Genomic DNA, 8,559 nt, shown 5'->3' on the forward strand with positions numbered 1-8,559 from the left:
CGAGGCCGACGCCGCGCAGCACCTCCGGCGCACCCGGGGCGGGCGAGGCCGTGACGCCGGACAGGCGGACGGCGGGACGGACGTCGCTCATCGGGCACCTCCGTGCTGGTCGTGGGCACTGCCGCGCCCGGCGGACACCGGCCGCCCGGCCAGCCGCTCGTCCACCGAGGGTGGGGTCGCGGCATCGAGCAGGGAGGGCGGCGCGCCGGGGATGGGGTGCAGCCCGTGCCGGGGCAGGGCGGCCACCAGCGCGCGCGTGTAGGCGTGCCGGCGGGGCCGGCCGGCCCCGCCGGTGCCCACCGGGTCGGGCTGCCCCGGGGCGCCCGGGTCGGCCAGCAGCACCTCGACCGGTCCGTGGTCCACCACCTGCCCGGCGTACATCACCGAGAGCTCGTCCACCCGTCCCGCACGTGCCCCCAGCGAGGCGAGGTCGTGCGTGATGAGCAGCACCGCGGCCCCGTCGTCGGCGGCGGCCCGCAGCAGGTCCAGCATCGCTTCGCGGCTCTCGGCGTCCAGGCTCGCGGTCGGCTCGTCGGCCAGCAGCACCGCCGGCTCGCCCGCCGTCGCCAGCGCGAACGCCGCCCGGGCCGCCATGCCGCCGGAGAGCTCGTGGGGGTACCGCCGCGCCACGCCCGGCTCCAACCCGACGCGCTCCAGTGCCCGGGCCACGAGCGCGTCCATCGCCCGACCACGACGACCGTGCGCGTCCGGGGAGAGGGCGGCCAGGGTCTCGGCCACCTGCGGTCCGACCCGCCGGGTGGGCGTCAGCAGGGTGGCGGCCGACTGCGGCACGAGCCCGACGTGGTGCCCACGCAGGTGCCGCCACTCGGCCTCGTCCGTGGGGCCCAGCTCGTGACCGGCGATCGCCAGCACCCCCTCCACCTGTGCGCCGGCCGGCAGCAGGCCGATGAGGGCGCTCGCGAGCACGGACTTGCCGCACCCGGACTCACCCACGAGGGCGTGCACGCGGCCGGCGTGCAGCGTCAGGTCCACCTCGTGCGCGGCGTGCACCCGGTGGCGTCCGCCGGCGACGGGCAGGCGCACCGAGAGGCCCGCCACCCGGGCAGCGGGCGCCACACCCCCGGCCGACGGCGAGGTTCCCCCCTCAGGCGGGACGAAGGTCGCCCCGGGGCGCCGCGTGTCGCTCATGCCGCCACCTCCTCGGCGTCGCCGGAGCGCAGCGCGTCGGTGAGCACCCGGCCCACGCCACCGACGGCCAGGGTCGCCAGCGCCAGCGCACCCGCGGGTGCCACCAGCGACCACCAGGCCCCCAGCAGCACATCCGATCGCGCCTGCGCCAGCAGCGTGCCCAGCGACGCCTCGGTGGGCTGCAGCCCGATGCCGAAGAAGCTCAGGGTCGACTCGTGGAAGACCGCGTGCGGCATGAGCAGCACGACGGCCACGAGCGCCTGCGGCAGCGCGGCCGGCACGAGGTGGCGGCGCAGCAGCTGCCAGCGGGAGGCCCCGGCCAGCCGGGCGGCGTCCACGTACTGGGAGCGGCGCACCGCCAGGGCCTCGGCGCGCACCAGGCGGGCCACGGTGGGCCAGTGCGTCAGGGCGATGGAGGCGACGATGGCCACCACCGAGCCGGGCCACATGGCCACCACCACGAGCCCGAGCACGAGGTGCGGCAGGGCCGAGACCGCGTCGCCGAAGCGCATGAGCAGCGCGTCGGCCCACCGCCCGAGGCTCGCGGCGGCCGCCCCGACGAGCACCCCCAGCACCACGCTGACCACGGCCGAGAGCGCGGCGATGAGCAGGCTGACGCGCAGCCCCTCGGCCACCCGCACCAGCAGGTCGCGGCCGGAGTGGTCGGTGCCGGCCGGGTGCTGCAGCGAGGGCGCCTGCAGGGCCGCCCCGAGGTCGACGCCCGCGCCGGCCGCCCAGGGCAGCACGAGCGCCAACAGCACCAGCACGACGAGCGTCCCGGCGGCCAGGCGGCCGGTCGTGGTGCGCATCAGCTCACGCATCGATCTCCACCCTCGGGTCCAGCGCCAGGTGCAGCGCGTCCGCAGCCCAGGAGCCCAGCAGCACCAGCACCGTGGTGAGCACGGTCAGCGCCGCCAGCAGCGGGAAGTCGAGCTCCAGGGCGGCGTCCACCATCGCGCTGGCCACCCCGGGCCAGGAGAAGACCTCCTCCACGATGACGGCGCCCACCACGAGCTCCGGCAGCCGCAGGCCCACCAGCGTCGCCACCGGCACCAGGGCCGGGGGCAGCACGTGTCCGCGGCGGATGGTGCGGCGCGAGAGCCCCCGCGCCCGGGCGCCGCGCACGGCGTCCGAGGCGGTGGTCTCGGCCACCGACTCCCGGGCTGCCAGCAGCAGCCAGGGCACCTGCGAGAGGGCGAGCACGGTCACCGGCAGCACCGCGTGGCGGACGAAGCCCGTGGCCGTCACCTCCTCGCCGGGGCGGCCCATGCCGCCGGAGGGCAGCAGCCCCCAGGTGACGGCGAACAGCAGCACCCCCACCATCGCCAGGACGTAGGGCGGCAGGGCCTGCAGCACCATCGCGGTGCCGGAGACGGCGCGCCCCCACCAGGAGCGCGGATGCAGTCCCGCGGCCACCCCGCCGAGCACGCCGAGCAGCAGCGCCAGGGCCATGGCCGGGACGGTGAGCAGCAGCGTCCACCCGATGCGCTCGGTGAGCACGTCGAGGACCGGCTGGCGGAAGACACGGGAGAAGCCGAGGTCGCCCTGGGTGAGGTCGCCCACCCAGGTCCACCAGGCCTGCCACCACGGCACGTCCACCCCCGCGGCGCGGCCGATCTCGGCGCGCTGCTCGGGGGTGAGCCGCTGGTAGCGGTCGCCCAGCATCGCCGCCAGCGGGTCGAGCGGGCTGGCGGCGGCCAGGGCGAAGACGGCCAGGGAGACGAGCACGACCACCGGCACCGCCCACGCGGCGCGGCGCCAGGTCATGCGGCCGATGCGGGAGAGGGCCACCGGCTCAGGTCCAGGCGCCGACGTTCCACCACGGACCCCAGGCCACGCCGTGCGCGTGGGGCTCCACGACGAGCTCGCCGGTGGAGTAGCCGTGCGGGTCGTGCACGTAGGTGTGCTCCAGGAAGGCGACGATCACCGCGTTGGGGTCCTCCATGTACCGCTGCTGCACGGTGCGGTAGAGGTCGTCGCGCTTCTTCTCGTCGGGCTCCCGGCGCGCCTTGTCCAGCAGCTGGTCGACCTCCTCGCTGCCGTGGCCGCCCGGGTTGTAGTAATACGCCGCACCCTCGATCGGGGTGTGCAGCTGTCCGTACAGCTGGCTGTCGATGCTGTGCGGCTTGTCCCCGCCGCCCAGCACGATGGCCAGGTCCTCGTACTGCTTCTCCACGTCGTCCCAGGGCATGGCCTTCGGGGTGACCTCGATGCCGACCTTGCCGAGCTGGTCGGCCACGGCGGTGGCCACGTCGCGGCGCACGGAGTCCTTCGGGTCGTAGACCAGCGTGAACTCGGCCCGCTCGCCGCCCTTGGTGCGGATGCCGTCGGACCCGGCGGTCCACCCGGCGTCCTCGAGCAGCTTCTCGGCCTTCTCGGGGTCGTGCTCGAAGGAGAGGTCCTCGTAGGCGTCGCCGTAGACGGCGGACAGCGGCGTGGCGGCCGGCGTGCCGTGGCCGCCGAGCACCGTCTTGATGACGGCCTCGCGGTCCACCGCGTGATTCATGGCCACGCGGTTGCCGGCCTCCTGCGCGAAGGCCGAGTTGGCCGGGAAGCTGATGCCGCGCCAGTCGGCGGTCTTCGCCGTGGCGAGCTCGAGGCCGTCACCGGCCTTCGCGGTGGCGGCGGCCAGCTTGGGCGGCAGCACGGTGCCGTCGATCTCCCCGGTGCGGACCTGCTGGGCGCGGGACCCCTCGTCGTCCACCAGCATGATGGTCAGCTTGGGCACCGCGGTGGGCTCGCCCCAGTAGTCGTCGAAGCGCTCCAGGACGGCCTCGGTCGGCTTCAGCGAGGTCAGCCGCATCGGGCCGGTGCCCACGGGCTCGCGGTTCAGGCCGGACTCGGTGGCCGGCCCGCCGGTCAGCTCCTTGGCCGGGGCGATGCCGAGCAGCAGCCGGCTGGGGAAGTCGGCGTAGGGGTACTTCAGGGTGAAGACGACCTCCCGGCCGTCGGCCTCGACCTTCTCGATCATGTCGTAGGACCACGCGACCTCGCTGCCGGACTCCGGGTCGAGCAGGGCCCGGTAGGTGGCCACCACGTCCTTCGGCTCCAGCGTGGAGCCGTCGTGGAAGGGCACGTCCTGGCGCACCGGCACGCGCCACTGCGTGAGGTCCTCCGAGGAGGTCGGCTCCTCGGCGGCAAGAGCGGGCTCCAGCTCGGGGAGCTCCTCGGAGTCCTTGCTGCGCAGTCGCAGCAGCCCCTCGTAGATCGGGGTGCCGCCCTGCTCGCCGTAGCCGGAGATCGGGTTGAACGTGCCGAGCTCCTCCGTGCCCGCGACCACCAGGGCCGGGTGCTCCCCGTCGCCCGAGGCCGGACTGCCTCCGCCGGACTTCTCGGACGCACCTCCGCCCTGGCCCGGGGTGGAGAGTCCACACCCGGCCAGGGCGGAGGCGGTGATGGCTGCCGAGGTGATGAGCAGCTGGCGGCGGGGCAGTGAGGTCACCCGCGCACCTTATCTGATCGGTTGATCAGATGCGGGTGGTGTCCTCCCCGTTCAGCCGGCTGGAGCCGACGACCTGGTCGGAGGGGTGCGGACCGTCCGGCTCGATGAGGTCGTGCTGCTCGTAGGCAGCCGCCTCCGGCGCGGAGATGGTGTGCCCCTCCTCGTCGGTGTAGTGGGGGTCGTACTCCACACCGGCGGTGTCCCAGTACTCGTCGTCCTCGTCCTTGCGGCGCTCGACCTCCTCCGGGGGCAGCACCCGGCGCCAGCGCTTGGTGGCCAGCGGCAGCAGCTCACCGGCGTCCTCGCGCATGGCGCGGTTGAGCGTCCACATCATGAGGTAGCCCATCACGAAGAAGGGCAGGCCGACGATGGTGATGAACTCCGACAGGGCCGTGATGCCCGCGTCGGGGCTCATGGTCAGCAGCACGGCCGCGACGATGCCGACCAGCAGCGCCCAGATCGCGCGCTGGAACACCGGCACGCGCTCGTCCTCGTCGTGGCCGCGGGCCATGGAGTCCATGACCAGCGAGGCCGAGTCCATCGAGGTGACGAAGAAGATCGCCACGATCGCGATGGAGAAGACGGACATGAAGGTCGTGGCCGGGAAGTGGGCCAGGAACTCGAAGAGCGCGACCTCGGCGCCGTCGTTGAGCACGGAGTCGACCAGTTGCTCGCCGTCCTTGCCGTTGCGGATGATGTCGAAGCTGGCGAAGCCGAAGATGCCGTACCAGATGATCGAGAAGGTCACCGGGGCCGCGAGCACGCCGAAGATGAACTCGCGGATGGTGCGCCCGCGGGAGATGCGGGCGATGAAGATGCCGACGAAGGGCGACCAGGTGATGGTCCACGCCCAGTAGAAGATCGTCCACTGGTTCTGCCAGCCCGGGTTGTCGTCGAACGCGTCGTTCCAGAAGGCCAGGTAGGGCAGGTTCTGGGCGTACAGGCCGACGCTCTCGATGGTGCCGCGCAGCAGGTGCAGGGTCGGGCCGGAGACCAGCACGAACAGCATCAGGGCCACGGCGGCCAGGATGTTGAGGTTCGAGAGCAGCTTGATGCCCTTCTCCAGGCCGGCGATCACCGAGCACAGGGCGAGCGCGGTGACCACGGCCAGGATCGCGATGATGCTCCAGGTCGTCTGGTCGATGCCGAGCACGGCGCTCAGTCCGGCGTTGATCTGCAGCGTGCCCAGCGCGATGGAGACGGCCACACCGAAGAGCGTTCCGGTGATGGCGATGATGTCGATGGCCTTGCCGGCCGGGCCGTGGATGCCCTTGTCACCCAGGAGCGGGTGGAAGAGCGAGGAGACGCGCGGCGGCAGGTTGCGCTGGTAGATGAAGTACGCGAAGGCCAGCGAGGGCAGCGCGAAGATCGTCCAGGTGTGCAGGCCGAAGTGGTAGAGCGTGAAGCTCATGGCCTCGCGGGCGGCGTCGACGGACTCCGGCTTCACGTCGGCCATCGGCGGGTTGGCGAAGTGGTTCACCGGCTCGGCGACACCCCAGAACATCAGGATGGTGCCGATGCCCGCGGCGAACAGCATCGCGAACCAGGTGACGAAGGAGTGCTCCGGCGGCTCGTCGTGCGGCGACAGACGGATGCGGCCAAAGCGGCTCAGCCCCGTGACGATCAGGTAGATGAGGAAGACGGAGAGGCCGAGGATGTAGAACCAGCCCAGGTTGTCCAGGATCCAGGTGGACCCCGCGGTGAAGGTCTTGGACATCCCCGTCGGGAAGATGAGCGTCAGGACGATGAAGGCCGTGGCGAAGAGGATCGACCCGAAGAAGATGACGGGTGAGGTCCGCAGGCCCATCGCGTCGTGCAGTTTCTGCAGCATGGTGGGTACCTAGGTCGGGAACAGGTCACGGCCCGACTGCCTCGTGCGACGGGGTGCCCGGTGGTGTGCCGGCCGCTGGGGCCGGTGACCGCTGGACGCGCAGGCCGGTGGTGACCCCACGGTAACGGTGTGACGCGTGGGGGCAAGCGAGTGATACCAAGCCGTGATGGCTTGTGCCGGTGGCCCCTCCGACGGCGGACCGGTGTTCTGGTGCCGGGGCGCGCGGGTCAATCGAGCAGGCCGAGCTCCTGGGCGCGGAGCACGGCATCGGTCCGGTTCACGGCCTCCAGGGCGGTGAAGGCGTGCACCAGGTGGGTCTTCACGGTGGCCTCGCCGATGCCGAGATCGCGCGCGATCTGGCGGTTGGTCAGCCCGCGGGAGACGCCGCGGACCACCTCCAGCTCGCGGGTGGTCAGGGTGGCGGTCGGCTCGGGCTGCGGCGGGGGAGTGCGGCGGCCGGCCACCAGGTGGGCCGCCGCGGCCGGGGCCAGGACGGTCTCCCCGGCGGCGGCGCGGTGGACCCCGTCGCGCAGCGTGGTGGGCGGGGCGTCCTTGAGCAGGTAGCCGGCGGCGCCCGCCTCGACGGCGCGCAGCACGTCGTCGCCGGAGTCGTGGGCGGTGAGCACCAGCCTCGGGGTGGTGACGCCGGCGGCGCGCAGGTCACGGATCAGGGCGGCGCCGTCGGGCCCGGCGCCCAGGTGCAGGTCGACCACGACGAGGTCCGGCAGGGCCCCGGCGAGCGGGCCGCCCGAGCCGGTGAGCACCGTCATCGCCTCGGCGTGCGATCCCGCCTCGGCGACCACCTCGATGTCGCCACCGGCCGAGAGGACCGCGGACAGGCCGGTGCGCACGACGGGGTGGTCGTCCACGAGCACCACGCGGACGAGGGGCGTGCGGTCGGTGCTCGGCGGCTGCTGGCTCATGCGGGGACCTCCACGGTGAGTCGGGTGCCGCGCCCCGGGGGCGAGTGCAGGTCGAGCGTGCCGCCCAGGTCGTGCGCGCGGTCGCGGGCCCCGGCCAGGCCGGTACCGCGGGTGGTGGCGGGTTCCGGGTCGGACCCGGCGCGGGGCCCGGTGTCCTGGAGGGCGGCGCCGCCGACGCCGTCGTCGGCGACCTCCGTCCGCACGGTCCCGGGCCCGAAGGTGAGGGTGACCGTCGCGCGGGTGGCGCGGGCGTGCTCGGTGACGTTGCCGAGCGCACCCTGGACGATGCGCAGCAGGCCCACCTCGGTGGTGGTGGGCAGCTCGCGCTCGGTGCCGTGGACGACGAGCTCGGTGGGCGGGTCGACGACGGCCTCGGTGGCCTGGCGCAGTGCGTCGACCAGGGTGCGCTCGGGGTCGTGGCGCAGGGTGTCCACCACCCGGCGGGAGTCTGCCAGCCCGGCCTCGGCGGCCGCCTCGATGCGGTCCAGCAGCTCTGTGCGGGGGAAGTCGTTCCGGGCGCGGGTCAGCAGCAGCACCGAGGTGAACGACTGCACCACGGTGTCGTGCAGGTCGCGGGCGATGCGGTGGCGCTCGGCCAGGGCCCCGGCCTCGGCGTGGGCAGTGGCCAGCGCGGCCCGGGTGTCGCGGAGCTCGGTGACCAGCGCGGCCCGGGCCTCGGACTCCTGGCGGACGCGGGTCATGGTCCAGGCGCCCAGCACGCAGGCCGCGGCGCCGATGGCCGGGCCGACCACGCCGCCGAGCCCGCCGTCGGGGGAGGTGAGCTCGGCCGTGGCGACCATGCAGGTGAGCAGCGCGACCGCGGGGACGGCCCAGCGCAGCGGCTGGTGCATGAGCCACAGCACGAACAGCGGGAAGGCCACCCACGCGAAGGCGGGGTGCACGTGCATCAGCACGCCCCAGCCGATGCTGAGCGCGGCGAGCCAGACGACGTTGGGGGTGGTCGGGTGCAGCGGGCTGGACGCGGTGATGCGGCGGGTGAACGCGCCACCGACGGTCAGCCAGCCGATGCCCGCGGCCAGGCCGAAGGTCCACCGGGGCAGGGGCTCGGCGGGGGGGCCCCGGGGGCCCGGGGCGGGGGGGGGGGCCGGGCGGGGGGGGGCCGAGGACCGGCGGGGAGGGGGGTCTCCCCCGCGCACGGCGTAGGGGCCCCCACCGTCAGCCCCCGGCCGGCCCACGCCGCGATCCCCGCCACG

7 protein-coding genes are annotated in these 8,559 nt (G+C 74.0%); all 7 read right to left on the minus strand.

Annotated elements, in window-relative coordinates; translation table 11 throughout:
* Positions 1-87: 87 nt before the first annotated feature.
* A complete protein-coding gene (locus ACY8FT_RS11770) occupies positions 88-1,149 on the minus strand; it encodes an ATP-binding cassette domain-containing protein (RefSeq protein WP_462419073.1) in 1,062 nt (353 codons plus the stop codon).
* Entirely contained in the window at positions 1,146-1,970 is an 825-nt protein-coding gene (locus tag ACY8FT_RS11775) for an ABC transporter permease (protein WP_462419074.1), read from the minus strand. The genes ACY8FT_RS11770 and ACY8FT_RS11775 overlap by 4 nt, the downstream gene beginning before the upstream one ends.
* Positions 1,963-2,940: an ABC transporter permease gene (locus ACY8FT_RS11780; RefSeq protein ID WP_462419075.1), complete on the minus strand. Its 978-nt coding sequence runs from the start codon at positions 2,938-2,940 to the stop codon at positions 1,963-1,965. The genes ACY8FT_RS11775 and ACY8FT_RS11780 overlap by 8 nt, the downstream gene beginning before the upstream one ends.
* A 4-nt stretch (positions 2,941-2,944) precedes the next feature.
* Entirely contained in the window at positions 2,945-4,591 is a 1,647-nt protein-coding gene (locus ACY8FT_RS11785; RefSeq protein ID WP_462419076.1) for an ABC transporter substrate-binding protein, read from the minus strand.
* Positions 4,592-4,616: 25 nt separating this feature from the next.
* The gene (locus ACY8FT_RS11790) at positions 4,617-6,422 is read right to left on the minus strand and encodes a BCCT family transporter (protein WP_462419077.1); all 1,806 of its coding nucleotides are present in this window, start codon (positions 6,420-6,422) and stop codon (positions 4,617-4,619) included.
* A gap of 227 nt (positions 6,423-6,649) precedes the next feature.
* Positions 6,650-7,345, minus strand: coding sequence for a response regulator (locus ACY8FT_RS11795; RefSeq protein WP_462419078.1), 696 nt, complete (start codon positions 7,343-7,345; stop codon positions 6,650-6,652).
* A partial coding sequence (locus tag ACY8FT_RS11800; RefSeq protein ID WP_462419079.1) for a sensor histidine kinase occupies positions 7,342-8,559 on the minus strand: 1,218 nt, incomplete at its 5' end. The genes ACY8FT_RS11800 and ACY8FT_RS11795, both read right to left, overlap by 4 nt.

The sequence above is a fragment of the Kytococcus sp. Marseille-QA3725 genome, from assembly GCF_054950055.1.